At 61.2% G+C, this 22,731-nt stretch carries 24 protein-coding genes; 16 read left to right on the forward strand and 8 right to left on the reverse strand.

Annotated elements, in window-relative coordinates:
- The first annotated feature begins 3 nt into the window (after positions 1–3).
- Genes KBY49_RS02790 through murQ form a run of 3 tightly spaced genes read left to right on the forward strand, consistent with a single transcriptional unit; the run spans position 4 to position 2,298 of the window.
- Positions 4–921 carry a DnaJ C-terminal domain-containing protein gene (locus tag KBY49_RS02790; protein WP_254933238.1) on the forward strand — a complete coding sequence of 306 codons (918 nt, stop codon included), beginning with the start codon at positions 4–6 and terminating at the stop codon, positions 919–921.
- Positions 922–955: 34 nt separating this feature from the next.
- Positions 956–1,375 carry a DUF3110 domain-containing protein gene (locus tag KBY49_RS02795; RefSeq protein WP_254933239.1) on the forward strand — a complete coding sequence of 140 codons (420 nt, stop codon included), beginning with the start codon at positions 956–958 and terminating at the stop codon, positions 1,373–1,375.
- The gene (gene murQ, locus KBY49_RS02800; RefSeq protein WP_254933240.1) at positions 1,372–2,298 is read left to right on the forward strand and encodes an N-acetylmuramic acid 6-phosphate etherase; all 927 of its coding nucleotides are present in this window, start codon (positions 1,372–1,374) and stop codon (positions 2,296–2,298) included. Before KBY49_RS02795 ends, murQ begins: the two co-directional genes overlap by 4 nt.
- Here murQ and mtnP read toward each other — a convergent pair.
- Entirely contained in the window at positions 2,277–3,197 is a 921-nt protein-coding gene (gene mtnP, locus KBY49_RS02805; protein WP_254933241.1) for an S-methyl-5'-thioadenosine phosphorylase, read from the reverse strand. The genes murQ and mtnP overlap by 22 nt on opposite strands.
- 84 nt (positions 3,198–3,281) lie before the next feature.
- Between mtnP and KBY49_RS02810 the strand changes: the two genes are divergently transcribed.
- The gene (locus KBY49_RS02810; protein ID WP_254933242.1) at positions 3,282–3,722 is read left to right on the forward strand and encodes a peptidylprolyl isomerase; all 441 of its coding nucleotides are present in this window, start codon (positions 3,282–3,284) and stop codon (positions 3,720–3,722) included.
- Here the strand turns inward: KBY49_RS02810 and ribBA are convergent.
- Positions 3,709–5,328 carry a bifunctional 3,4-dihydroxy-2-butanone-4-phosphate synthase/GTP cyclohydrolase II gene (gene ribBA / locus KBY49_RS02815; protein WP_396099538.1) on the reverse strand — a complete coding sequence of 540 codons (1,620 nt, stop codon included), beginning with the start codon at positions 5,326–5,328 and terminating at the stop codon, positions 3,709–3,711. The genes KBY49_RS02810 and ribBA overlap by 14 nt on opposite strands.
- A gap of 129 nt (positions 5,329–5,457) precedes the next feature.
- Between ribBA and argC the strand changes: the two genes are divergently transcribed.
- The gene (argC, locus tag KBY49_RS02820) at positions 5,458–6,522 is read left to right on the forward strand and encodes an N-acetyl-gamma-glutamyl-phosphate reductase (RefSeq protein ID WP_254933244.1); all 1,065 of its coding nucleotides are present in this window, start codon (positions 5,458–5,460) and stop codon (positions 6,520–6,522) included.
- 8 nt (positions 6,523–6,530) lie between these two features.
- Here argC and purN read toward each other — a convergent pair whose 3' ends face one another.
- Complete coding sequence (gene purN / locus KBY49_RS02825; protein ID WP_396099261.1) at positions 6,531–7,181, reverse strand: phosphoribosylglycinamide formyltransferase; 651 nt, start codon at positions 7,179–7,181, stop codon at positions 6,531–6,533.
- Between the two features lie 6 nt (positions 7,182–7,187).
- On the opposite strand from purN, the gene KBY49_RS02830 reads away from it, so the two are divergent.
- Genes KBY49_RS02830 through KBY49_RS02840 form a run of 3 tightly spaced genes read left to right on the forward strand, consistent with a single transcriptional unit; the run spans position 7,188 to position 10,112 of the window.
- A complete protein-coding gene (locus KBY49_RS02830) occupies positions 7,188–7,532 on the forward strand; it encodes a DUF1257 domain-containing protein (protein WP_254933245.1) in 345 nt (114 codons plus the stop codon).
- A 13-nt stretch (positions 7,533–7,545) separates the two neighbouring features.
- Positions 7,546–9,279, forward strand: coding sequence for a PDZ domain-containing protein (locus KBY49_RS02835; RefSeq protein ID WP_254933246.1), 1,734 nt, complete (start codon positions 7,546–7,548; stop codon positions 9,277–9,279).
- Positions 9,276–10,112: an N-acetylmuramoyl-L-alanine amidase gene (locus tag KBY49_RS02840; protein ID WP_254933247.1), complete on the forward strand. Its 837-nt coding sequence runs from the start codon at positions 9,276–9,278 to the stop codon at positions 10,110–10,112. Before KBY49_RS02835 ends, KBY49_RS02840 begins: the two co-directional genes overlap by 4 nt.
- Positions 10,113–10,131: 19 nt before the next feature.
- Here the strand turns inward: KBY49_RS02840 and KBY49_RS02845 are convergent, their stop codons facing one another.
- On the reverse strand, positions 10,132–10,830 hold the full coding sequence (locus KBY49_RS02845; protein ID WP_254933248.1) for a helicase DnaB: 699 nt from the start codon (positions 10,828–10,830) through the stop codon (positions 10,132–10,134).
- Positions 10,831–11,082: 252 nt separating this feature from the next.
- Between KBY49_RS02845 and KBY49_RS02850 the strand changes: the two genes are divergently transcribed.
- Both KBY49_RS02850 and KBY49_RS02855 read left to right on the forward strand, forming a co-directional pair.
- On the forward strand, positions 11,083–12,681 hold the full coding sequence (locus KBY49_RS02850) for a glucose-6-phosphate isomerase (protein ID WP_254933249.1): 1,599 nt from the start codon (positions 11,083–11,085) through the stop codon (positions 12,679–12,681).
- A gap of 93 nt (positions 12,682–12,774) precedes the next feature.
- Complete coding sequence (locus tag KBY49_RS02855; RefSeq protein ID WP_254933250.1) at positions 12,775–12,978, forward strand: hypothetical protein; 204 nt, start codon at positions 12,775–12,777, stop codon at positions 12,976–12,978.
- Between the two features lie 12 nt (positions 12,979–12,990).
- Here KBY49_RS02855 and leuS read toward each other — a convergent pair whose 3' ends face one another.
- Both leuS and KBY49_RS02865 read right to left on the reverse strand, forming a co-directional pair.
- On the reverse strand, positions 12,991–15,645 hold the full coding sequence (leuS, locus tag KBY49_RS02860; protein WP_396099265.1) for a leucine--tRNA ligase: 2,655 nt from the start codon (positions 15,643–15,645) through the stop codon (positions 12,991–12,993).
- A 33-nt stretch (positions 15,646–15,678) separates the two neighbouring features.
- The gene (locus KBY49_RS02865; protein WP_254933252.1) at positions 15,679–15,927 is read right to left on the reverse strand and encodes an Hfq-related RNA-binding protein; all 249 of its coding nucleotides are present in this window, start codon (positions 15,925–15,927) and stop codon (positions 15,679–15,681) included.
- A 23-nt stretch (positions 15,928–15,950) separates the two neighbouring features.
- Between KBY49_RS02865 and dapF the strand changes: the two genes are divergently transcribed.
- The 5 genes from dapF to KBY49_RS02890 are packed head-to-tail and all read left to right on the forward strand — an operon-like array spanning position 15,951 to position 20,804.
- Positions 15,951–17,075 (forward strand): diaminopimelate epimerase, encoded by a 1,125-nt coding sequence (dapF, locus tag KBY49_RS02870; protein WP_254933253.1) that lies wholly within the window; start codon positions 15,951–15,953, stop codon positions 17,073–17,075.
- Positions 17,053–18,234 carry a cysteine desulfurase family protein gene (locus KBY49_RS02875; RefSeq protein ID WP_254933254.1) on the forward strand — a complete coding sequence of 394 codons (1,182 nt, stop codon included), beginning with the start codon at positions 17,053–17,055 and terminating at the stop codon, positions 18,232–18,234. Before dapF ends, KBY49_RS02875 begins: the two co-directional genes overlap by 23 nt.
- A 25-nt stretch (positions 18,235–18,259) precedes the next feature.
- Complete coding sequence (locus KBY49_RS02880; protein WP_254933255.1) at positions 18,260–18,949, forward strand: DUF1995 family protein; 690 nt, start codon at positions 18,260–18,262, stop codon at positions 18,947–18,949.
- A 57-nt stretch (positions 18,950–19,006) separates the two neighbouring features.
- Positions 19,007–19,546 carry a DUF4330 domain-containing protein gene (locus tag KBY49_RS02885; RefSeq protein ID WP_254933256.1) on the forward strand — a complete coding sequence of 180 codons (540 nt, stop codon included), beginning with the start codon at positions 19,007–19,009 and terminating at the stop codon, positions 19,544–19,546.
- A 1-nt stretch (position 19,547) separates the two neighbouring features.
- The gene (locus KBY49_RS02890) at positions 19,548–20,804 is read left to right on the forward strand and encodes a D-alanyl-D-alanine carboxypeptidase/D-alanyl-D-alanine-endopeptidase (protein ID WP_254933257.1); all 1,257 of its coding nucleotides are present in this window, start codon (positions 19,548–19,550) and stop codon (positions 20,802–20,804) included.
- Here the strand turns inward: KBY49_RS02890 and KBY49_RS02895 are convergent.
- Entirely contained in the window at positions 20,801–21,670 is an 870-nt protein-coding gene (locus KBY49_RS02895; protein WP_254933258.1) for a hypothetical protein, read from the reverse strand. The genes KBY49_RS02890 and KBY49_RS02895 overlap by 4 nt on opposite strands.
- A 10-nt stretch (positions 21,671–21,680) precedes the next feature.
- A complete protein-coding gene (gene coaD, locus KBY49_RS02900; RefSeq protein ID WP_254933259.1) occupies positions 21,681–22,163 on the reverse strand; it encodes a pantetheine-phosphate adenylyltransferase in 483 nt (160 codons plus the stop codon).
- Between the two features lie 72 nt (positions 22,164–22,235).
- Here coaD and KBY49_RS02905 point away from each other — a divergent pair, with 72 nt between their 5' ends.
- A complete protein-coding gene (locus KBY49_RS02905; RefSeq protein WP_254933260.1) occupies positions 22,236–22,730 on the forward strand; it encodes a flavin reductase family protein in 495 nt (164 codons plus the stop codon).
- Position 22,731: the final 1 nt, after the last annotated feature.

The following is a 22,731-nucleotide window of genomic DNA, read 5'->3' on the forward strand; positions in this document are numbered from 1 at the left end:
CCCGTGGTCCAGCAAGTTCCCGCAACTGAGGATTACTGGTCCGTTCTTGGCCTCAGGCCAGGTTCAGATGGCTCAAGCCTCAAGCGGGCTTTCCGCAACCAGGCGCGACGCTGGCACCCGGATCTCAATGGCAATGATCCCCGGGCTGAGGAGCAGTTCAAGCTGGTCAATGAGGCCTATGCCGTGCTTTCGGACCCGGCCAGGCGCGATGCCTGGGAAGCGGGGCTCAATTTTGATGAGGCAGGGCCGGAGGGGGGTGGCGATCCCTTTGCTAGGGGCTTTCCCGATTTCGACGACTACCTAGACCAATTATTTGGCGAGCGGCGCCGCCGGACCCGGGAGCCGGAACAACAGGTCTACCCAGTTGATCCCCCCGGTGAGGTTTCCGCTTCCCCGCCACCACCACCGCCTGTCCAGGCCACCACTGACCTGGAAACCCTGGTGGAACTCAGCCCAGAGCAGGCCCTGCAGGGCGCAAGTCTTGAGATTGAGCTCCAGGACGGTACGGCGGTTGAGGTGAAAACCCCTGCCATGGCCGGCGATGGTTGGCGCCTACGGCTGGCAGGGGTTACCCCCGGCGGTGGCGACCATTTCCTGCACCTGCGGGTGTGCACTCCGGATGGCCTGCGGGTGGATGGCCTGCGGGTTCTGCTGAGCCTTGACCTGAGCCCCGCCGAGGCGGCCCTGGGTTGTGCCGTGGTGGTTCCCACGCTGAGGGGGCCAGTCAAACTGACGGTGCCAGCTGGATCCTCGAGTGGTCGGCTGCTGCGTTTGCGGGGGCGCGGCATGGAATGGGGGGGGCAGCGGGGCGACCAATTGGTGGAGGTGCGCATCGTGGTTCCCGAGGAGCTGGGGGAGGCTGAAGCTGCCCTGTACCAGCGCCTCGGACAGCTGGCCCGCGGGCCGGAGCATCGCCAGTGAGAGACTGGCAACTTCTGCCGTAGTAGTGCTCTCGATGGCGGTATTTGTGCTTCTTTTCGACGCCGGCAGCGACCAGGAAGGCATCCACTCCCTTGAGCTAAACGGCCGCACCGTGGTGCTGTTGTTTGAGGAGAGGGACGACGCAGACCGCTACGCAGGGCTGCTGGAAGCCCAGGATTTTCCCGTGCCCACTGTTGAACCCCTTGACCGGGAGGAGATGGAGCTTTTCTGCAGTGAAGCCGGCTATGAGGCGCGCCTTGTAACTAAGGGTTTTCTGCCCGAAACGGCAGAGGATCGCCTGCTAATTGCCCCCCCCGAGCGAAATATGGATGTCGCCAAGTGGCAGGAGGAGAACCAATTACAGGAGACGAACCAAGCCCAGGAGCTGGATCGCCAGGGGGAACAGGATTCAGAACTGGAGGCCTTCCGTCGCAAGCTTGAGGGTTTGCTTTGAGCGAGATCAATAGGGGCCATCTGCTCACCGAGCAGGCCAATCCCGCCAGCGAAAACCTCTGCCAACTCTCTAGCCAGGAGCTCGTAGAGCTGTTCTGTGAAAACGAGCTGGAACCCCAGCGGGCCCTGGCGGCGGCGGCGGCACCCCTGGCTGCAGCGGTGGAGGCCATTTCTGCCCGGCTGGCCTCGGGAGGAAGGCTGTTTTATTTGGGTGCCGGCACCTCCGGGCGCCTCGGCGTGCTGGATGCGGCCGAATGCCCGCCCACCTTTTGCACCCCACCGGAGCTGGTGCAGGGGGTCCTGGCCGGGGGCGCAGCTGCCCTGCTGCGTAGTTCGGAGGGCCTGGAGGATATCGAGGCGGCCGGCCGAGATGATTTGCTGGCTAGGGGGTTTGGGCCTGGGGACTGCCTGGTGGGCATAGCGGCTGGAGGCACCACCCCCTACGTGCTGGGTGGTCTGAGCCATGCAAAGGCCATCGGCGCCCTGGCCATTGCCATGGCCTGCGTTCCCAGGGATCAGGTGGCCATGCCCTCAGACATCGACATACGCCTACTTACCGGGCCCGAATTGCTGGCCGGATCCACCCGCCTTAAGGCTGGTACGGCAACAAAAATGGCCCTTAACCTGATCTCCACCTCAGTGATGGTGCGGCTGGGCAAGGTCCATGGCAACCGGATGGTGGATGTGGCGGTGACCAATGCCAAGCTCGAGGATCGGGCCCTGCGCATTCTCAGTGATCTTTCCGGGGTTGATCGGATTGAGGGGCGCCAGCTGCTCGAGCAAAGCTCCGGTTCGGTCAAATTGGCCCTGGTGATTGCCCTTACGGGCCTAGATGCTCAGCAGGCCCAGAAGCACCTAGATCGCCATGGCCCCAGCCTGCGCAAGGTGCTGCAGGCCCCAACTCAGCCCCCTGGTCCCCAGTAGGGGCTTGTGAACAGGCTGACCCTCCGACGGGTGGCGCGGGGTACCTGCTCCTTAGGGGTCATCAGGGCGTGGCGAAGGGCATGGTGGGCCGTGCTGGGCGGCCGGTGAACGGCTAGGCGCTCGGCGGCAAGACGGACGATGCGCTGGGCCAGGGCCGCATTGGCCCTCAGGTTTTCGATAACCATTTCCACCGAAACGCTGGCGTGCTCCTGGTGCCAGCAGTCGTAATCGGTGGCCATCGCCAGGGTGGTGTAAGCAATTTCGGCTTCCCTGGCAAGACGCGCCTCGGTGTGGTTGGTCATGCCAATCACTGAACAGCCCCAACTGCGATAGAGCTCGGATTCAGCCCTGGTGGAGAAGGCAGGACCTTCCATGCAGAGATAGGCGCCGCCACGGTGCAATTGGTGGCCCTCGGGCATCAGGCTGTCGCCCACATCGGAAATTAGGCGGCTGAGCACAGGGCAAAAGGGATCGGCAAAGCCCACATGGGCCACCAGACCATCGCCAAAAAGGGTGAGGGGGCGGGCGTGGGTGCGGTCGACGAATTGATCGGGCACGACCATGTCGAGGGGCCGCACATGCTCCTGAAGGGAGCCAACGGCCGACACCGAGAAGATCCATCGCACCCCCAGGGAACGCAGGGCCCAGATGTTTGCCCGGTAGGGCACCTCAGTGGGGGTATAGCTGTGGTGGGGGCCATGGCGGGCCAAAAAGACCACCTCCAGGTTGCCGATGCGGCCAACCCGCAGGCTGCAGGAGGGTTTGCCATAGGGGGTTTTCAGCTTGATCTTGCGCACGTCCTCCAGGCCCTCCATGCCATAGAGACCGCTGCCACCGATGACGCCTAGGCGCGCCTGACCCAAATCCAGGCCGGCCAAGCCGCTTTCAATTGAGGCCATACGCGCTACTGCCCTATCCAATGCCCCATTTAAGAACTCAGACCGCCACGGCCGCATAAAATTGGCGTTTAAGGCCCGCCTTCGATGACCAAAGCTTTGATGGAAACAGATGCCGGCAGCATCTCAATCGAGTTGTTTGAGGCCGAGGCCCCCGGCACCGTTGCCAATTTTGTGAAATTGGCCGAATCCGGCTTTTACGACGGTCTGGCCTTCCACCGGGTTATCGACGGTTTCATGGCCCAGGGCGGCTGCCCAAATAGCCGCGATGGCTCCGGTGGCATGGCAGGTACCGGTGGCCCTGGCTACACGATTAATTGTGAGATCAATTCCAACAAGCACCAGGCCGGCAGTTTGTCGATGGCCCACGCCGGCAAAAACACCGGCGGCTCCCAGTTCTTCCTGTGCCATGGCGCCCAACCCCACCTCGATGGGGTCCACACGGTGTTTGGTCAGACTGGAGACCTAGAGGTGGTTCTTGCCATCAAGAAGGGCACCAAGATCAATAAATTGACTATTCAGAAGTAGCGCTCCAGCGCACAAAGGCCCCCGGCTCCATTTGGAGCTCGGGGGATTCTTTTGCAGACCACTCCGCCAGGCCCCGCTGATCAGGTTCCAGGGAAACACTGGGATGGCTACTCCTTTGCCGGTCTGGAGTGAGTAGCAGGCTCAGTTGCTCCGTTTCGGGCCAGGCGGCCATGGCCTTCAGCATTTCCCGCAATAGGTCCAGCAGCTGGCTGGGTTCCTGGTTTGCCCCAGGATTGAGCAGAAGGGCCAGGCCAGGTTGGTTCAGTAGGGCCAGCAACCTGGGATGCTCCTCCCTTTCCAGGTCAAATCCCTTGGCACTGGCAGTTGCTATCAACTGGTCGATGCGGCCTGCGATGGTTAATCCATCAGCCTTCCCTTGCCAGGCCACAACCGCATTGGGGCCATCCATAAGGTGCCCCAGTTTGGTGCGTTTGGTCTGCAGATAATCGGCGTTGTGTTGGCCGGGATTCATCACCAGGGGTACCCGGTCTTCAACCTGAAGGCCGTAACCGCCAAGGCCCGCAATCTTGCGGGGGTTGTTGGTGATCAGGTGGAGCCTGTGGACACCTAGATCACTGAGGATTTGGGCCCCCACCCCGTAATTGCGCAGATCGGCGGCAAAACCCAAGCGCTCGTTGGCCTCCACCGTGTCCAGGCCAGTGTCTTGAAGGGAGTAGGCCTTGAGCTTGTTGATCAGGCCAATGCCCCGACCCTCCTGGCGCAAATAGACCACCACCCCCTCTCCCGCTGTCTCCACCATCTTCAGGGCAGCCTCCAGTTGGGGACGGCAATCACAGCGCAGGGAACCGAAGGCATCGCCCGTGAGGCATTCGGAATGGACCCTCACCAGCACAGGGCCAGTGGCCTTTTCGGGGTGGCCCTTGACGATGGCGATGTGCTCACTGCCATCCAACTCATTGCGGTAGCCAATGGCGCGAAAGCTGCCGAAGGCGCTGGGTAGCTCCGCCTCCGCCTGGCGGCGCACAAACCGCTCCGTATCAAGCCGGTAGCTGATTAGGTCGGCAATGTTGATCAGCCTTAGGCCATGGCGCCTGGCGTACTCCCCTAGTTGGGGCAGCCTGGCCATCGAGCCATCGGCGTTTTGGATCTCACAGATCACCCCCGCTGGATAGAGCCCGGCGAGTTGGGCCAGATCAACCGCCGCCTCGGTATGGCCTGCCCGTTTGAGCACCCCGCCCTGCTTGGCCCGCAGGGGGAAAATGTGGCCTGGCCGCCGTAGGTCGGCAGGCCGGGTGTGGGGGTGGATTGCCACTTGGATGGTGCGGGCCCGATCCTCGGCTGAAATGCCTGTGGTAACTCCGTTTTCGGGGCCCGCATCCACGCTCACGGTGAAGGCGGTCTGGTTGCTGTCGGTGTTGCGATCCACCATTAGGGGCAGATCCAGGGCATCAAGCCGCTCCCCCTCCATGGCCAGGCAGATCAGGCCCCTGGCCTCTGTCGCCATGAAGTTGATCTGTTCTGGGGTGGCGAACTGGGCTGCGCAGATCAGGTCGCCTTCGTTTTCCCGGTTTTCGTCATCCACCACCACGATCGATTCGCCATTGCGAATTGCGGCAAGGGCATCGGCAATGGAATCAAAAGCAATGGCCTGGTCGATCGCTGCTACTGCTGGGGAACTGGGGCTTGGACTTGTCAAAGGAAAGCCACTGGGCCCGGTGACCCCTGCGCAATCATCCTTTATAAAGCCCGGTAAGTTCGATTTAAGTTGCGGCCAATGGCAAGCAAGCGCGTTGCGGTCATTGGCGCCAGCGGCTACGGAGGGCTCCAGACCCTGAGATTGCTGCACCAACACCCCCATTTGGAGGTGAGCTTCCTGGGGGGAGAACGGAGCAGTGGCAAGCGCTGGAGTGAGTTGGTGCCCTTCCTGCCCCTGCCTGGGGATCCCGTGGTGCAGAGCCCAGATCCAGCCGCCATTGCCGCTGCTGCTGATTTTGTTGTTCTCAGCCTTCCCAACGGGCTGGCGGCCCAGATGGTGCCGGCCCTATTGGAGAGGGGCCTGCGGGTGGTCGACCTCTCTGCCGACTACCGCTACCGCTCCCTCGAGCAGTGGAAGGAGGTCTATGCATCTGAGGCGCGGGAGGTGCCCCGCAGTGATGACCAGCTCTGTGGCCAGGCGGTGTATGGCTTGCCTGAGTGGCATGCCGAGGCCATCCGTGGCGCCAAGCTCGTGGCAGCCCCTGGCTGCTTTCCCACCGCCTCCCTCCTGGGCCTACTTCCCTTCCTCAAACAGGGCCTGATCGAGAGCCAGGGCATCGTGATTGATGCCAAAACCGGCGCCTCCGGCGGTGGCAGGGCGGCCAAGGAGCATTTGTTGTTGGCCGAGGCATCGGAGGCGGTGGCTCCCTACGGGGTGGTGGGTCACCGCCACACCAGCGAAATTGAACAGGCCGCCTCCCAGGCTGCGGGCCAGGCGATCCAGCTTCAATTCACACCCCACCTGATGCCGATGGTGCGGGGCCTGTTGGCCACGATCTACTGCCGGCTTAGGGACCCGGGCCTGCGGGCGGAGGATTGCCGGGTCCTGCTGGAGGCGGCCTACCGCCATGCCCCCTGCGTTGAGGTGTTGCCCGTCGGTACCTACCCCTCCACCAAGTGGGTGCGTCAAACCAATCGGGCCCTGTTGTCGGTGCAGGTGGATGAACGCACGGGCCAGCTGATCGTGATGGCGGCGATCGACAACCTGGTCAAGGGCCAGGCAGGCCAGGGGGTCCAGTGCCTAAACCTGATGGCGGGACTGGAGGCCACCAGCGGCCTGCCGCTGCTGCCTTTTTACCCGTAGCCGCTTACCTAGTACCCCAGCCGCTGGGCTGCCAGGGCCACAGCCAGGGGCAGGATTCGGTGTTCTTGGCTTTGGATTCTGGCGGTGAGGCTGGCCCTGTCATCCCCGGTATCCACTGGCACGGCAGCCTGAACAAGGATCTTGCCCGCATCAACCTCCTCACTCACCAGGTGGGCGGTGCAGCCGCTGAGGGTTACGCCAGCCGCCAGGGCCTGGCCAACCGCATCCACCCCCCGGAAGCTTGGTAGGAGCGAGGGATGGATATTGATAATTCGCTCTGGAAAGGCCCCTATCAGCACCGGCGTGACGATGCGCATCCAGCCAGCCATCACCACCAGATCCACGGCAGCTGCTTTGAAGGCGTCAATCAGGGCCCTGTCTACGGATTCGCGATTTGAATGGAGCCGGTGATCCACCACCTGGTTGGCCATACCCAGCTCCAGGGCCCGTTGCTGGGCTCCGCAGCCCCCGTTGTTGACCACCAATAGATCGATGCTGGCCCAGCCCCCGGCGCAGGATTCAACAAGGGCTTGAAAGTTGCTACCCGCCCCCGAGGCCATTACGCCTAGTCGAGGTTTGCGGCTGAGCAGGGGCCATTCCTGTGGCAACGGCCACTGGACGCAGGCACCATCATCGCTAGGGTCTGAAAAAGCGGGCATTGCGCCGTGTCCCACCTCTCCATCCTGCCAACTGTCCTGCGTGATGCCGAGCTTTTGGCCGTTTGTTTGCGTTCCCTTGGCCACGAAGTCCATTGGGGCGGCCAGCTGGAGGGCTTTGCCGGTGAGTCGGAGCCGGTGGAGTTGAAGCTGGAGCTGGTGCGAGGGGGTTGCCTCGGTTGGCGCCGTCAGGCAGATGGATCCCTTGCCCTTGTTGGCGATCTCCAGCGCCTCAGCCGCGCCCACGGCCTGCAGCGTCTGCTGGCCCAGATAACCCGCAGCTATGCGGCCCACCTGGCGCTCGATCAGGCAGGCAAAGCCTTTGCCCCAGGCCAGGTGAGTGTTTCTGCCTGAGGGCTTATCGGCAGTGCCAAACGTTCATCTCAACCTTGAGAATTGCCAGCAGCAGCAGCTGGAGGTGCGGCTCAGCGTCACACCGCGGCAGTCCAGCCTGGGCCTGCAACTGCCCTCCTGGACCCCCGGCTCCTACCTGATCCGCGATTATGTCCGCCACCTGGAGGGCCTTGAGGTTTGGCAGGCAGGCAATCGCCTGGCGATTCGGCGACAAACCCCCTCCCGCTGGCAGCTGGACCTCGACCACCTGGCCCCCCTTGCCATTTCCTACCGGGTGCATGCCGCTGAGCTGAGCGTGCGGACCTGTCACCTCAGCCCCGACCACGGTTTCCTTGCCCTGGCCGCCGTGGTCCTGGAGGTTGAGGGTGAGCGCTGGCATCCCCATCAATTGAGCCTGAGCCTGCCGCCTGGATGGCATTCCTTCATTCCCCTCCCCGAGGGAGCTGGCCATTGGCTTGCCAAGGATTTTGACCAGCTGATTGACAGCCCAGTTGAGGTGGGGCCCCACCGACAGCATGATTTTGAGGTGGCAGGCGTGCCCCATCGCTGGGTCACCTGGGGCAAGGACCTGACGGACCAGGAGCTCACCAGCGCCGATCCCAACTGGCTAATAGATGTGGCCAAGGTCTGTGCCGCCAGTTGCGCCCTGATGGGGGAGAGCCGTCCCGCAGCGGATTCCTACCTGTTCGTGTTGCACCTAACGGAATCGGGCTATGGGGGGCTGGAGCACGACCAGAGCACGGTGCTGCAATTCAGCCGCAAGGCCTTGGCCAAGCCCGATGGTCGCCGCAAGCTGCTCCAGTTGGTGGCCCATGAATACCTCCATCAATGGAATGTGCGGCGCCTGCGCCCCGCCGAGCTCACCCCCTACAACTACGGCGAGGCGGCCGTAGTTCCCACCCTCTGGTTTGCAGAGGGCATCACCAGCTACTTCGACCAACTGGTGCCCCATGCCGCAGGCATCAGCTCGGAGGAAGCGCTGCTGGAAGATTTGGGCACCGACCTGAGCCGTTATCTCCTCACCCCCGGCCGGCAGGTCCAGAGCCTTTTGAGTAGTGGCCAGGAGGCCTGGGTGAAGCTCTACAAGGCCGATGCCGATGCCCCCAATAGCCAGATCAGTTACTACCTCAAGGGTGCGGTGGTGGCCTTGGTGTTGGATCTCCACCTGCGTCGCCAAGGCGCCAGCCTGCCCCAGGTGCTGCGGGCGCTCTGGGCAAGCCATGGACGCTGGGGTCGGGGCTACCAGCAGGGTGATTTACAAGCTGCCTTCGCTTCCCTGGCTCCTGACCTGCAAACCCTTTTGCCCCAATGGCTAAACGGCACTGACGATCCCTCCCTGGATAATTACCTGGCGGATGTGGGCCTGCAGCTCCAGGCCGAACCTGGCAAGCACCTGGACCTGGGTTGGCAGTGCGCCCAGTCGAATGGCCTATTGAGCGTCACTCGCATCAGACGCCACGGTCCAGCCAGTGAGGCAGGCGTGATCGTGGGCGATGAATTACTCGCCTTAGACGATGAGCGCCTTCGCCAGGTTGAGGATCTTGAGCTGCTTTTGGCGCCAGAATTTTTGGGTGAGCGCCAATTACTTTTGGCCCGCGATGGCCGGGTGCGCCAACTGACAGTGAGCCCCCAGCCGCCAGCCCCATGCCGCTGGAGCTTGGTTCCCATGCCAATGGTGAGCGAGGCAATGTTGGAGGCCCGACGCCGTTGGTTAACCCTGCAGCCTCCAAGGGGCCAGGGCCTATGACCGCCTCAAAATCGCCAACACCCCTGCTTTTTTTGGCCTCCTTTGGCCTGCTGGCCCTGGGCACCATTATTTGGTGGTCCAGGGATACCGGATCGAGCTTTTCCCTGGCCCCATCGCTTGCAAAGCTGCCGGCAGCGATGCGCCAGGCTGCCCCCGTAGCCCCTGTCCAGGCCAACTGGATCTCGCCCCTGCGCCGCAGCTGCGATGTTCTTGACCAGAAGCAGCGCCAGCACCTGCATATGCTGCTGGCTGACCTACGCCAGTCGCCCGGAAGGGTAAAAGTCGATCCGAGCAATTACGGAGAACGTTTCCGCCAAGATGCCTTCGGTAATCCAGTCGATCCCACACCCCAGCTGGTGGTGCTGCATGAGACCGTTTACGGCATAGCGTCAGCGATCAATACTTTCGTTACCAAGCACCCAAGGGACGACGACCAGGTCAGTTATCACGCCCTAATCGGTGGCGATGGCGCAGTAATAAAACTGCTGGACCCTTCCAAGAGGGCCTTTGGCGCTGGTAATTCCGCCTTCAACGGCCAATGGGTGGTGACTAATCCCAATGTGGGCGGCTCAATAAATAATTTCGGCCTGCATGTCAGTTTGGAAACCCCCTTGGATGGGGAAGACAACGATTCCGAGCACAGCGGCTATAGCGCCGCCCAATACGACGCCCTAGCAGTGGTTTTGGCTGAATGGATGGCTCGTTTTCAGATCAGGCCTGAAAACATCACCACCCATAAATATGTGGACCTGGGAGGTGAACGTTCAGATCCCCGCAGCTTCAACTGGCAAGCACTCCAGGAACGACTCCAAAACCTTGGCCTGCTCTGCTAGGGCCCCAGCCCAGGGGCCCCTAGATCAGGTGTGAGACAGGCGATTGCTTGACGCCGTAGATAACGGCATGGAGCTCAGGATCCTGCATTGCCCTGAGGATGCGCCTGGGGTAATCGAGTTTGCCGTTGTGTAAATAGGCCAAGGTGGCTAGGGCCTTGGCATCCCTAGGGCTTGAACTGGCCTGGAGCATCCGATGCCTGGGAAAATTGAGTTCGCCACTTAGTCGGGCAAATTTTCCAATCAAAAGCTTCACATTTTTATCTCTGTCGAGGAGCTGATCGCGGGCTTTGCTGATCTCCTGCTCGGTTGCATTGGGCTTGAGCAAGCCTTGGTGCACCAGTTCACCCAGGCCGAGCTGGGCGGGGCCATGGGTGCTGAATAGGCCTGAATGGGCAGCTATGGGCAAGTCCTCACCGGGCTTTGCATGGCGCATCTCATCAAAGAGCACTGCAGCCACCAGCAGGGGGTTCACCTTCTGTCGCTCTGATTCGGCCCGAATTAGGGGCTGAAGTTCAGATATGCGACCAAGGGTGATGGTCCGCAGTGGCTGGAGCTGGTCAATGCCACTGGTAAAAAGCTGGGCCAGTCGAGTCTGGGAGCCATGGACGCCGTAGCGGCGTTCCAGTTCCCCAAGTTCGGCTGGGGTGAACTGAACCGGATCGGGTACTTCTGAAAATCCGTATGTCGTTTCTTTCTGCTGCCCTAAGGAGGAATCCAAAGCCAGTTGGAAAGATCCTGGCTCGCCAGCTATGGGCAGCAGTGCCAGCCCAAGCGCCATTGCCGCCACCCCGAAGGCCCTGCTTTGAAGGTGGCGCCGCCCGAGCCGCATGTATTTGTAAAGCTTCAGCGATCTTAAGGAATTTTTTCGACTAGTCCCAGCGCCATAGAACGGTCCCTTGGCCGGCTATGGCTGAGGTGGGGGTAGGTGGGCAGGACTAACCTGCAAAAGAGCCCTTTAAGCAGCTTCTAGATGCTTGCCGATTTCGACGCTTCCAGTCCGGCAACCCAATGGCATCGGTTCTGCGAGCTGCTTTGGTACGACGAGAATCTCGGCTTCTGGCTTGATGTGAGCCGGATGAAGTTGGGTTCCGCCCAGCTGGCGGAGTTGGGCCCAGGTTTTGACCGGGCTTTCCAAGCCATGGCTGCCCTGGAAGCAGGCTCGATCGCCAACGCCGATGAACAGCGCCAGGTGGGCCATTACTGGCTGAGGGACCCTGGCCTGGCCCCCGACCCTGCCAGCCGGGACCACATAGCCCAGGAGATAGATCGACTCGAGGCCTTCGGCCAGGAGATTCTTGCCGGATCGATTAAGTCGGCCAATGGCCACAGCTTCACCGATGTGCTCTGGATTGGCATCGGTGGTTCTGGTCTTGGCCCCCTATTGATGATTAGGGCCCTGCAGGAAGAGGGCAAGGGGCTCCCCTTCCACTTCTTCGACAACGTTGACCCCCAGGGCATGAGCCGGACCCTGGCGGCCCTCGATTCTCGGCTGGCCACCACTCTGGTGGTTGTGGTCAGCAAATCGGGAGGAACTCCCGAGCCCCACATCGGCATGGAGCAGGCCCGTGCCCGGCTTGAGGCCCGTGGCGGCCAGTGGGCCCAACAGGCAGTGGCCGTGACCCTGCTGGGCAGCAAGCTCGATCAAATTGCCGAATCCCAAAACTGGCTGCGCCGTTTTGACATGTTTGATTGGGTGGGGGGCCGCACCAGCATCACTAGCGCGGTGGGCCTGCTGCCTGCTGCCCTGATCGGCGCCGACCTACGGGGCTTCCTCGAGGGAGCCACCACGATGGATTCAGCCACCAGGGTTGCCAGCATCAGTGGCAATCCGGCAGCCCTGCTAGCCGCCGCCTGGTATGCGGCCTGCGAGGGCAGGGGCAAGCGCGACATGGTGGTGCTTCCTTACCGCGATCGCCTGGAGGTCTTCAGCCGTTACCTGCAGCAGCTGGTAATGGAGAGCCTCGGCAAGAAATGGGATCGGGATGGCGCGGAGGTTCACCAAGGAATTGCCGTCTACGGCAACAAGGGCTCAACGGATCAACACGCCTATGTGCAACAGCTGCGCGATGGGGTCGACAACTTCTTCGTCACCTTCATCGAGGCCCTGAATGATCCGAGCGATATTCCCGCCATCGACGGGGAGAGACCCGGCGACTTCCTTGACGGCTTCCTCCAGGGAACCCGCGCTGCCCTGATGGAAGGGGGACGTCAGACCCTCAGCATCACGATGCGCAGCTTTGATGCCCGCAGTTTGGGTGCCCTGATTGCCCTGTTTGAGAGGGCGGTGGGGCTCTATGGCGAACTTGTGAACGTGAACGCCTACCACCAGCCTGGGGTCGAGGCGGGCAAGAAGGCTGCTGCAGAGATCCTCGGCCTTCAGCAGCAACTCGAAGCTGCCCTGGCGGATGGGGTGCCCCGAAGCGTTGAAGAACTCCAACAACAACTGGCTGTCGCCAGCCCAGAACCCCTGTTTTGGATCCTGCGCCACCTCTGCGCCAACGACCGGGGCTACTCGGCCAAAGGCGATTGGGGTAAACCTGCAGATTTGCAATTTCAGGCTGTGGCCTGAGCGGCGTATTTGCCGAAACCCATATCTTCCAGGTGCTTAGCCTTGCCGTCCTAGCCAGGATGGGATTTGCTAAGTGGGTTAGCCCCAGTGGCGATGCCTGAACCAAGTTGCCTAGCTGAGTGGACCCACCACGATTGCCAGGTGGGATTTCGAGCTAGCGCCCCACCCCATCTGCGTTACGTAATTCGGCACCGCAGCGGTTATCCGATGGGATGCGCGGCAAATCTCGATGAAGCCAGGGAACTGATCGATGACCAGATCCTGCTTATGCGGCAACGCCTGGCAGCATCTGCCTAGGCATCGATGCGGCTAGGGCACCAAATTTACCAATTTCCCTGTCACCACAATTACCCGGCTGGGGGATTTCCCCTCCAACCATTTCTGGGCTATTTCGCTCGCCAGGGCCAATGCCTCGAGGCTTGATTTATCGGCCGTTGCGGGCACCTCAATGCTGCCGCGGGTCTTGCCCTTGATCTGGATAACAAGCTCAATGGTGTCCCGCACAAGGGCCTGGGGGTCTGGTTGGGGCCAGGCCTGTAGGTGAATGCTTCCTTCCCCGCCAAGCTTCTGCCAAAGCTCCTCAGCCAGGTGGGGTGCAAAGGGAGCCAACAGCACCGGCAGGTTGCGGAGAGCCTCTTCGGCTATTTCGCTTCGGGCATCGACCAGGCTCTCTGCCATGGCATTACTCAGCTTCATCAACTCAGAAACAGCCGTATTGAATTGAAAGTCGCCCTCTAGGTCTTCACCGATGGCTGCTATGGCCGTATGCACCGCACGGCGCAAATTCTGCTCCGAGCCGTTTAGTTTCTCGAGGATATGGGGGGCTATTTCAGTTGGCTCCCCCTTGGCAAGGCCCAGTCCCCTTTCATTGGCAGCATCTACCAGTCGCCAAACCCGCTGAAGGAAGCGGTATTGACCCTCCACATCGGCGTCATCCCACTCAAGATCCTTCTCAGGGGGAGCCTTAAAGAGGATAAACATGCGAGCGGTGTCTGCCCCATATTTATCTATTACTAGGGAGGGGTCAACGCCATTATATTTAGACTTAGACATTTTCTCGTAAAAGGTTGCCAGCCTGTCTCCTGTGGCCGGATCCCTTGGATCATCTGGATTTCCTACTTCGGCGGGTGCAATGTATTTGCCTGTCTTTTCGTTTTTAAAGGTGATGCCCTGCACCATGCCTTGGGTGAGTAGGCGGGTAAATGGCTCGTCAAAGCTGAGTAGGCCCCGATCCCTTAGGGCTTTGGTAAAGAATCGGGCATAGAGAAGGTGAAGGATTGCGTGCTCAATTCCCCCCACGTATTGGTCCACGGGCAACCACTGGTCTGCCGCTTCCCGACTAAATGGGAGCTGGATATTATGGGGATCGCTATAGCGTAGAAAATACCAGCTGGAGCACATAAAGGTGTCCATGGTGTCTGTTTCGCGCCTGGCTGGTTTTCCGCAGCAGGGGCAATCAACCTTTAGCCAAGATTCCAATTGGGCAAGGGGTGATGTGCCCTTACCGGTAAAGGCCACATCCCTAGGTAGCTCCACCGGTAGTTGGTTGGCTGGTACAGGTACAACGCCACATTCTTGGCAATGGATTACCGGGATTGGACAACCCCAATAGCGCTGGCGGGAAATCAGCCAATCGCGAAGCCGATACTGCACTTTTATCCGACCCCATCCTTCTTCAGCACCTGCGCCAGTGATGGCCTGCTTTGCTTCTGCAGTGGCCATCCCATCGAATCGGCCAGAGTTGATTAGTACGCCCGCTCCTGCCCAGGCCTCCCCTAGGTAGTCATGGGGATCCGATTCCTCTGGAATCACCACTTGCCGCATTGGCAGTTCGTATTGGCTTGCAAAGGCAAAGTCACGATGGTCGTGGGCAGGCACCCCCATCACTGCTCCAGTGCCGTAGTCGGCGAGCACGTAGTCGGCAATCCAGATTGGAATTGGCTCGCCACTAACCGGATTTACGGCCATGGCACCGATCGCCACACCGCGCTTGGGCCTGTCCTCGGCGGTGCGCTCCTGGTCGCTGTCACGGCTCACCAAATCACAGAAGGCCTCAACGGCCGACAGCTGTGCAGGGGAAGTCAGCTGGGCCACCAGGGGGTGCTCAGGGGCAAGCACCAGATAGGTGGCTCCAAACAGGGTGTCGGGGCGGGTTGTAAAGACAGTGATCTGCTTATCGTCGCCTGAGCCATCCGCAGCAGAAACCTTGAAGATCAGTTCCGCACCCGTTGAACGACCAATCCAGTTGGCCTGCATGGTGCGAACCCGCTCCGGCCAGCCCTCCAGTTTTGGCAGGTCATCGAGGAGGGCATCGGCATAGGCCGTGATCCTTAAAAACCACTGGCGCAACTTCCTTTTTTCAACCAGTGCCCCAGAGCGCCAGGAACGCCCATCGCCATCCACCTGCTCGTTGGCCAGCACGGTTTGGTCGATGGGATCCCAGTTCACCGTGGCGTCGCTTTGGTAGGCGAGGCCAGCATCCAAAAACTGCAGAAACAGCCACTGGGTCCAGCGGTAGTAATCGCTGTGGCAGGTGGCAATTTCCCGATCCCAATCAATTGAGAGTCCGAGACGCTTTAGTTGCCCCCGCATCGAAGCAATGTTTTGGTCTGTCCAGACCCCGGGCTCAATACCCCTTTCAATGGCGGCATTTTCTGCCGGCAAACCAAAGGCATCCCAGCCCATGGGGTGGAGCACCTGCTTGCCCCGCATCCGGGCAACCCTGGCAATCACGTCTGTGATCACGTAATTGCGCACGTGCCCCATGTGGAGGTTCCCCGATGGGTAGGGAAACATCGAAAGGGCGTAGTAGCTATCCCCCGGCTTCGATGGCTCTGAAGGGGTTTGGTGCAGTTGCTGGGCATCCCACTGCTGCTGCCACCGCTCCTCAATCAGCTGGGGTTGGTATCGGGACGCTTCGCTCACTGCAGGCTCTCGAAGGGGGCGGAGCCGAAAACGGGCCACGCCTATGGCTTTGATCGTGCCATAGGAGGCTGCTCAGCCCAGGGGGCGCATCAAGGCAGCCGATTGCCTTTGGATAAGGATCAGGGGCTTGCCTTGACCGGGATTGAGGGCCAGATATTGCAGGTCCTGCCACTGAATTGTGCCGGTGAGCTCTTCACCGCCATGGATTTGGATTGCTACGGGAATCTGGTGGCGAATCCAGTCCTGGATATGGCGCACGCTGGGCTGGTCGGTGTCGAGGCTGGCTGGTCGACGCTCAAAAAAGCTCTGCATAGGATTCATTGATATGTACCCATCCACCCATCGTGCTCCAGTTCAGTAAGTACCAAGGTCTGGGCAACGACTTCCTGATGCTGGATGGCCGCGATGCGGATAGCACTGACTTCTGCTTTGGTCTGACACCTGAACTGATCCGGGGCCTCTGCGACAGGCGCTTTGGGGTGGGGGGAGACGGTTTGATCCTGGCCGTACCTCCCCGTGGGGCTGGCGAGCTGAGGATGCGCATTTTCAACGCCGACGGAACAGAACCGGAGATGTGTGGCAATGGCATTCGCTGCCTGGCCCGCTTCCTTGCCGATAGCGATGGAGACAATCCAGGCCGTTCCTGGGTTATCGAAACTCAAGCTGGCCCAATCGTGCCCGTATTACAGGAGCAAGGCTTGATCCGGGTGGATATGGGGGTGCCCTTAGTGGATCCCTCGGCAGTGCCCACCCTCCTGGAGATCGGGCCCGCGGGCATACCCCAGGGGGAGCTGGCGGTGGGTGAGCAAGCTTTTGCCGTAGGTGCGGCGGGCATGGGCAACCCCCATCTGGTCATTCCAGTGGCGGATGTGGAGTCTGTGGATTTGGAATATCTAGGTTCAGCCCTTGAGGTTGACCGCAATTTTCCAGCCAAAACAAACGTGCATTTTGTGCAAGTAATCGGCCCAAATCACCTGGTGATGCGCACCTGGGAGAGGGGAGCTGGTGCAACCCTGGCCTGCGGAACCGGAGCCTGCGCCACCCTGGTGGTTTGCCACAGGCTGGGCCTGGCGGCAAATCGGGCCCGCCTGGGCCTACCAGGAGGACCACTGGAGATCGATTGGGATCAGGAAAGTGGCCACATTTTCATGACTGGTCCTGCGGAGGCGGTTTTTGACGGCGTAATCACCCCCGATTTCTTTGCGGAAAGCCTGCCTGAGCCCATAAAACCTGGGCCCCTAAAACTTGAGCCTCCACTCGAAGCTCCATCTATCGATTGCTCCAAGGTCTGCGCCAATGGCTGTATTCAGCCCGAGGCTTGCCCCTCCGCCGAAGCCCGGGCCAGGGTCGAGGCCCTGCTCAACCAAACATCCCTGGATGATCTGGTGGCGATGGCTAGCGATTCCCTTGAATCGCGCACTAGGGCGCGCATAGGCCAAATCAACGATGTCGGTTCCGTTGACTTCTGAAGCCAACTGCCTCTACCTCGACGCCTGCGCCACCACTCCCGTTGGCAAGGAAGTTCTTGAGGCCATGGCCATCGCCCAGGCTGGGGCCTGGGCTAATCCCTCCAGCCTGCATGGCTTTGGCCTGGTGGCAGCGGATTCCCTGGAGCGCAGTCGCGGGGCCATTTGCTCGGCCCTAGGCGCCGCAGACCATTCCCTGATTTTCACCAGTGGCGGCACCGAATCACTGCACCTGGCCCTGCTGGGGGCCACGCAAAATATGGCGCCGGGCAGGCTGCTGATCTCCGCGGTTGAGCACCCCGCCCTGGTTTCTGCCGCCGCTCAGTTGGCGGCGATGGGATGGCTGGTCGAGGAGATACCCGTGGATCGGGAGGGCCTGGTGGATCTGAATGCCCTGCACCCCTTGCTGGCGCCGCCCACACGCCTGGTCTCAATTATTTGGGGCCAAAGCGAAGTGGGAACTATTCAGCCCATTGAGGCCATTGGCGAGCTGTGCCGAGCTGGGGGGGTGCTTTTTCACACTGATGCAGTCCAGTTGGTTGGGCATCAAGGGGTCAACTTCCATGGGTTGCCGATTGATTTGCTCAGCCTGACGGCCCACAAAATTGGTGGTCCAAGGGGTATCGGCGCCCTAATGGTTCGCCAGGGTGTGGAAATCAAGCCCCTTTTGGGAGGGGGTGCCCAGGAATTTGGATTGCGTTCTGGCACTGAATCGGTGGTGCTTGCCGCGGGCTTTGCCGCTGCCATGGCAGAGCTGATCAAGGCAAGGCAGCTGGCCAATTCCCCAAAAAATTGGGAACTTCGCGATTCCCTGATGGAGGCCCTGGAGGCCCTGCCGGGCGTGCAGCGGACCGGGCCAGCGCCTGGCCGGCAGCGGCTGCCCCATCACATCAGCCTGGTACTGAAGGATCGCAGCGGCCAGCCCATCTCCGGTAGGGAGATGGTGCGGGCCCTTTGGCGTCAGGGCCTGGCGGTGAGTAGCGGCTCCGCCTGCAGCAGTGGTAAGTCCAGTCCCAGCCCGGTGCTGCTAGCCATGGGGTACGGGGCGGACGAAGCCGCCAGTGGCCTGCGAATTAGCCTGGGCCCCTGGCTGACCGAGCCGGAGGTTGTGCTGGCCAGGGTTCCCGAGGCTGTTTTGCTAGCCATGGCAGAGCTTCAGTAGGGTCTGCCCATACGAGCCCCGATCCATGCTTCCGGCCGATTTGCATGCCGCCGAAGGCCAGGCGCAGCAGGCCCTGCTTGCGGCCCTGACGGCAGAACCCAAGGGCCGTTGGACCGTTGATTGGCGTTTTCAGGGCTTGCGCCTGCTGCCGGTGGTGCTCCGGCTGGCGGCTTTTCTGCGGGATCAGGGCCTGGCGCCCAAGCTCCTTTTCCCAGATGCGGGGGCCTGTGCCCTGGCCAAGCGCGATGGACCCGACCTGGCCGACTGCATGGCCGATTTCCGTGGCCACCGGCTTGTGCAATCGGATGGGCCCACAGCAGGCCTACTGGTGGCCGTGGCCCCAGGCCAGCCCGACTACAGCGACTTTGAGCAGGTCTGCGGCCAGCATCTTGGCTCGGTTGTTGTCGTTAATGGCGCCCTAGAGGATGCGGCGGTTGGCATTGGCAGCGTGGCGAGGGAACGGCGTCGTGGTTTCCTCTCCCAGTGGCAGGCGGCCTACAGCCTGTTGCCACTCGATGGCAGAGCACTACGCAGGGCATTTCCCGGTGAATGGGAGCTCTACCGACAGGACCCTGATGGTTACCGATTGGTGGAGAGCTTCAAACAAAAACCCGATGCGGAGGAGCAGGCCCTGGCGTTGGCTGGGGGCGAGCCCCTGGGAATTGGAGCAAATTTAAAAATGGTCGATTCCTTAATTGAGGGCCTGCGCCGCTAGTCAGGGCTAGACCGTTTGTGCAGGCTCCGTAAACTGCGCCAAAAGCAACATCCCTGGATGGCCCCTGAGAGCAACGCGCCGATCCCCAACCAAAAATCCGGTTGGGGCCTTGTCGACCTGGGAGCAGCAGCAGCCGTTGTCCTGGCCCTGGGCGGTGTTATCTGGAGCCCCAAGCTCAGTGGCGCCATTGCCAAGGCAACGGGAGGCTTGATTCCCGTGACCGTGAGTGTGGATGTGCGCGGAGTACCAGTGGCAAATCCCGCCAAGTTGATGGCCCAGACCCGGGAAGAAGGCAGGGTGGCGATTGTGATTCGCAACCAACCCCACGGCTCTGTTGACGTCAAAAAGGTGATTCCCCTCCAGCGCCTGCTAACGGCCGTCCAGCCCAATGGCAGCGTTGTCACTGCCAAGGACCCCAATCAGAAATCCCTGGCCAGCCTGGATGCCCGCTTTGTGCTCGAGGGTCAGGGCCGCAAGAGTGGTGGGGGAGTGGTATTTGGCAACCAAAACCTAAAAATTGGTACTCCGGTCGAGATTGAGGGCACCAACTACCGCGTAACCGGAACGGTTACTGATCTCCAAACCAACGCCCGCTGAAATGGCAATTGCAGGTCCCAGCCGGTGGGCCCTAGGGCTGCTGCTTGTTCCCTTGCTCGGTGCGCCTGCCACCGCCCAATTTTCCATACTGCCTCCAACTCTGCCGCCCCTTATTGGGCCGCTCCAGTTACAGCAACAGGTGAGCTGTCCTGCCCTCCAGCAGAGGGTTGCGAGCCTCGTCGGCGCTGAGGGCCCCGTATGGAGCATCACCATTGCCGATCCCCAGGGTCGCCTTTTGGCCGATCTCAATGGCAGAAGATCCCGGCTACCGGCATCCAACCAGAAGCTGATTAGCACCGCCTTTGCCCTAGACAAATTGGGGCCCAGCTACCGACTCACCACCCAGCTATGGCGCCTGGGTGACGGCACCTACCGCCTTACTGGCCAGGGCGACCCCGATCTGGCCATGCCCCAGCTGCAGCGGTTCGCCAAATTGGCCCTAGGTAGTGGTGGCAGTAGCGGCGATATCCCTTCCCTGGTCAAGTTGGAATTGGCCGAGGAGCCCGCCCAGTCCTGGTGGCCCCAGTCCTGGAGCCAGGGTGATCGCAGCGCCGCCTATGGAGCACCCATTACCCGCCTTGCCCTCACGAGCAACGCCATCAACGATGCAGTGATGAACCCGCCCGCCAGATTGCAGTCCCAGCTCCAAAAAACCCTGCTCCAACAGGGCGGCACCAAGGTGATGTTGAACCTGGTCTCGTCCCGCAATCCCCTGCCTACTTCAGCGGTCCTGCTGCATGAGGAGTTGTCAGGCCCGATGCTCACCCTGTTGAGCCTGGCCAACAATGAAAGTCACAACTTCACCGCGGAAGTGCTGCTGAGGCAGGCAGCCGGCACCTGGGATTTGTCTGAGGCTCGCCGCCTGGCGATGGAATGGCTGGCCCAGCAGGGCCTGCCGATGCAGGGAGTGAATGTGGCTGATGGCAGCGGCTTAAGTAGGGACAACCGCGTCACCAGTCAGTTTGTGGTGAGCCTTTTGCTGCGGATGGGCCAGCACCCCTACTGGCGCAGCTACGGGGCCTCCATGGCCATAGCGGGGCGCCGCGGCACCCTTCGGAACCTGTTTGTGGGCACACCACTGGAGGGGAATTTTTACGGGAAAACCGGCACGATCACAGGGGTAAGGGCCATCAGTGGAGTGCTCCAAAGCAGCGCTGGCCCGATCTACGTCAGTGCGATCAGCAATGGCGCCGGCAGCCCCAACACCACCATCGGCAAGGTGCTGCTGGCTGCCAGCAATGGGGGGCTTTGTCCCTAGCCGGCCAGCTGTTTCAGGCTGGCGGCCAGGCGCCTGGGGCGGCGTTGCTGGGTCTTGGTAGGGGGCGAATCCTGGGGGACCTGCAGCCGAACCAGCTCCTGGCGACCACCAAGCACCACCTGGCTCAAATCCTGGAGCCGGCCTTCCAGCTCTCCGAGCACCTGCTCCGCATAGCTGTTTGCCCCTTCGCTGATGCCCGCAGCCTCCTGGCGACTGCGGGCCACCAGTGCATCGCACTGCTGCTGGGTTTGCTGGCGAAATTGCAGGGCGTCGTTGTGGAGACGCTCAGCCTCGGCCTGGCTATCGCGTTGTAGCCGTAGCCCCTCCTGGCGGATCTGGTCAACCTCGGCCATGGCTTGCTGGCGGCCCCGTTCATGCTGCTCGTGTAACTGGCGGTTGCGCTCGGCAGCCTCCTGCTCCAGTTGCTGGCGCCGTTGGGCAAACAGCTGTTCCATTTGGGCCAGGCGTGTCTGCTGTTCCTGCTCTGCCTGGGCCGATTGCTGGCGGGCCTGAACCAACAGCTGTTCACATTGCTGCCGGGCCTGGTCCCGCAGTTCGCCCACCTGGCGCTCGGCTTCCTGGCGAATTGCGGCGGCACTGGTGAGCTGCTCTCGCTCGCGTTTAGCTACGGCAACGATTTCTTCAGCCTGCTGGCGCGATTTGGTGATGTAGTCATCCCGCTGGCTGATCAGGGCAATGGCCTGCTCCAGTTGCTTGGGGATGCAATCACGCAGGGCGTCCATTACCTCAATGGCGTCCTGCTCATTGACCAAGCGCCCACCACTGAAGGGAATGCGGCTGCCCTCCAGCACGATTTCCTCCAATTGGTCGAGTTGATCGAGAGCTGTGATTGCGGCCTCAGCCATGGCTACCCACCTAAGAACCCCGATTAAAAAGCCTGCTGAGGTCTTCCGCCACTCCTGGCGGCACCATGTGACGCACGTCCCCACCAAAGCGGGCCACTTCCCTGACCACCGAACTGCTCAAAAAACTGTGCTGGACAGAGGTTGCCAGGAATAGGGTTTCCACCAGGGGGGCAAGACTGTGGTTTGTGTGAGCAATCTGCAACTCAAATTCAAAATCGCTGAGGGCCCTCAGGCCCCTCAAAATCACCTGGGCATTGCAGTGGCGGGCGTATTCAACCGTCAGGCCATCAAAGCTGCCCACGCTGACCCCTGGCAGGTGGGCCGTAGCCAGGCGGATCTGCTCCAGCCGCTGTTCCAGGGGAAAGGCTGGAATCTTGCTTGGGTTTTGCAATACCGCGACCTCAAGGCTGTCAAACAGCCTGGCGCTGCGCTCAATCAGATCGAGATGACCCAGGGTTAGGGGGTCGAAACTGCCGGGATAGAGGGCTCGCATGGACCCACCCTATGGGGCTGGGGAGGTTTCTACAGTCGGTGTAATCCCAAGCCACCCCTAGAGGAAATCCCCATGGCCGCAGCAGCCAGCCTGAATGCCGAAGCCAAGAAAACCCTGTTGCGCAAAATCCCCCATGGCGTCTTCATCTGTGGGGTCGCCGAAGGCGACGACGTCAATGGATTTACCGCCAGCTGGGTCACCCAGGGATCCTTTGAGCCCCCCCTGGTGGTGATGGCCGTCCGCTCAGATTCCAGCAGCAACGGAATGATCCAGCGCACTGGCAAGTTTTCCCTGAACGTGCTGGCGGCAGACCAAAAGGACCTGGCGGCGGTTTTCTTCAAGCCCCAAAAGGGAGTTGGCGGACGTTTTGATGCGGCTCCCTATCAAAGGGGCGAGTTGGGCCTGCCGATCCTTGATAACGGCCTGGGCGCCGTCGAGTGTGAGCTGGTGGGACAGGTGGCCCATGGGGACCACACTGTTTTTGTGGGCGAGGTGAAGGCCGCCACCCTGCACAGAGATGGTGCTGCCCTTGAACTGGCTGGCACCGGCTGGCAATACGGGGGTTGAT

Source organism: Cyanobium sp. WAJ14-Wanaka, assembly GCF_024345375.1.
Classification (GTDB): domain Bacteria; phylum Cyanobacteriota; class Cyanobacteriia; order PCC-6307; family Cyanobiaceae; genus Cyanobium_A.

Excerpts from the sequence above, each read along its gene's own strand:
- KBY49_RS02795 (WP_254933239.1), top strand. The coding sequence starts at position 956 with ATGGCGGTATTTGTGCTTCTTTTCGACGCCGGCAGCGACCAGGAAGGC.
- mtnP (WP_254933241.1), bottom strand. The coding sequence starts at position 3,197 with ATGGCCTCAATTGAAAGCGGCTTGGCCGGCCTGGATTTGGGTCAGGCG.
- KBY49_RS02810 (WP_254933242.1), top strand. The coding sequence starts at position 3,282 with ATGACCAAAGCTTTGATGGAAACAGATGCCGGCAGCATCTCAATCGAG.
- argC (WP_254933244.1), top strand. The coding sequence starts at position 5,458 with ATGGCAAGCAAGCGCGTTGCGGTCATTGGCGCCAGCGGCTACGGAGGG.
- purN (WP_396099261.1), bottom strand. The coding sequence starts at position 7,181 with ATGCCCGCTTTTTCAGACCCTAGCGATGATGGTGCCTGCGTCCAGTGG.
- KBY49_RS02840 (WP_254933247.1), top strand. The coding sequence starts at position 9,276 with ATGACCGCCTCAAAATCGCCAACACCCCTGCTTTTTTTGGCCTCCTTT.
- KBY49_RS02850 (WP_254933249.1), top strand. The coding sequence starts at position 11,083 with ATGCTTGCCGATTTCGACGCTTCCAGTCCGGCAACCCAATGGCATCGG.
- KBY49_RS02855 (WP_254933250.1), top strand. The coding sequence starts at position 12,775 with ATGCCTGAACCAAGTTGCCTAGCTGAGTGGACCCACCACGATTGCCAG.
- KBY49_RS02865 (WP_254933252.1), bottom strand. The coding sequence starts at position 15,927 with ATGAATCCTATGCAGAGCTTTTTTGAGCGTCGACCAGCCAGCCTCGAC.
- KBY49_RS02875 (WP_254933254.1), top strand. The coding sequence starts at position 17,053 with ATGTCGGTTCCGTTGACTTCTGAAGCCAACTGCCTCTACCTCGACGCC.
- KBY49_RS02880 (WP_254933255.1), top strand. The coding sequence starts at position 18,260 with ATGCTTCCGGCCGATTTGCATGCCGCCGAAGGCCAGGCGCAGCAGGCC.
- KBY49_RS02885 (WP_254933256.1), top strand. The coding sequence starts at position 19,007 with ATGGCCCCTGAGAGCAACGCGCCGATCCCCAACCAAAAATCCGGTTGG.
- KBY49_RS02890 (WP_254933257.1), top strand. The coding sequence starts at position 19,548 with ATGGCAATTGCAGGTCCCAGCCGGTGGGCCCTAGGGCTGCTGCTTGTT.
- KBY49_RS02895 (WP_254933258.1), bottom strand. The coding sequence starts at position 21,670 with ATGGCTGAGGCCGCAATCACAGCTCTCGATCAACTCGACCAATTGGAG.
- coaD (WP_254933259.1), bottom strand. The coding sequence starts at position 22,163 with ATGCGAGCCCTCTATCCCGGCAGTTTCGACCCCCTAACCCTGGGTCAT.
- KBY49_RS02905 (WP_254933260.1), top strand. The coding sequence starts at position 22,236 with ATGGCCGCAGCAGCCAGCCTGAATGCCGAAGCCAAGAAAACCCTGTTG.